At 40.6% G+C, this 1,266-nt stretch carries 1 protein-coding gene; it reads left to right on the top strand.

What is annotated here, in order from left to right; translation table 11 throughout:
• Positions 1-77 precede the first annotated feature (77 nt).
• Positions 78-1,258 (top strand): IS3 family transposase gene (locus I6F65_RS21345; protein WP_096058046.1). Its coding sequence is split into 2 segments (ribosomal slippage): positions 78-336 and positions 336-1,258, totalling 1,182 coding nucleotides; the frame shifts between segments, so codons are not numbered across the junction.
• The last annotated feature ends 8 nt before the right edge of the window (positions 1,259-1,266 follow it).

The following is a 1,266-nucleotide window of genomic DNA, read 5'->3' on the forward strand; positions in this document are numbered from 1 at the left end:
TGTAGTGGTAAAGTAATTTTGGCCACCCATTAAGAAAGAAATGTTATGCTATTTGCATACAAATTTGGGTGAAAAAAATGACAAAATTAAACCGTGCAACGTACTCCGCTGCAATCAAATTAGAAACGGCTCAACTTGTAGTTGACCAAGGTTATACACAAGAAGAAGCAGCCAAAGCGATGGGTGTTGGTAAATCAACCGTAAGTAAATGGGTTGCTCAATTAAAGCAAGAACGTAATGGCCAGTCACCATTGGCTTCACCAATGACACCCGAACAAATTGAAATCCGTGAACTTAAAAAGCAAATCCAACGCATTGAATTAGAAAAGGATATATTAAAAAAGGCTACCGCTCTCTTGATGTCCGACTCCCTGAACAATTCTCGTTAATTGAGAAATTAAATCAACGAGAGCGTTACCCAATTAGTGTGCTATGTAGTGTATTTAATGTGCATCGTAGCAGCTATAAATACTGGGCTATACGGGATACGACACCGACACCAGAGCAAGTAAGGTTAGAGGCTGAAGTTAAAGCTATACATACAATGAGTGGGGGCTCAGCAGGTGCGAGGACAATCGCGGCAATCGCAACGAATAACGATTTTGAATTAAGCCGTTATCGTGCTGCTAAGCTAATGATTAAATTAAAGCTAGAAAGCTGCCAAGTACCTCAACATTCATATAAACGCGGCGGTAATGAACATCTTGAAATCCCAAACCTGCTTGATAGGCAGTTCGATGTTGTTGAACCGAATACCGTGTGGTGCGGTGATGTTACATATATTTGGATAGGCAATCGCTGGGCTTATTTAGCGGTCGTTATTGATTTATTTGCGCGTAAAGTTGTGGGTTGGGCAATGTCATTGTCGCCGGATTCTAACTTAACGCTAAAAGCGCTTGAGTTAGCCTACGAAAGCAGAGGCAGACCAAGTGGGTTGATGTTTCACTCAGACCAAGGAAGCCATTATACGAGCTTAAAGTATCGCCAACGTTTATGGCGCTATAAAATCACACAAAGCATGAGTCGACGCGGAAATTGTTGGGATAATGCGCCAATGGAGCGATTTTTTAGAAGCTTTAAAACAGAATGGATGCCAAAGGTTGGATATGGGAATTTTATAGACGCTAAATATAGTGTGAGTGATTATATCAACGGATATTACAACAACGTTAGACCGCATCATTATAATGCTGGTTTAGCGCCAAATGAATCTGAGATTAGATACAAAGACTCTAAAACTGTGGCCAAATTTTATTGACCACTACA

The organism is Pseudoalteromonas sp. SWXJZ94C (assembly GCF_015864385.1).
In the GTDB taxonomy this organism is placed as follows: domain Bacteria; phylum Pseudomonadota; class Gammaproteobacteria; order Enterobacterales; family Alteromonadaceae; genus Pseudoalteromonas.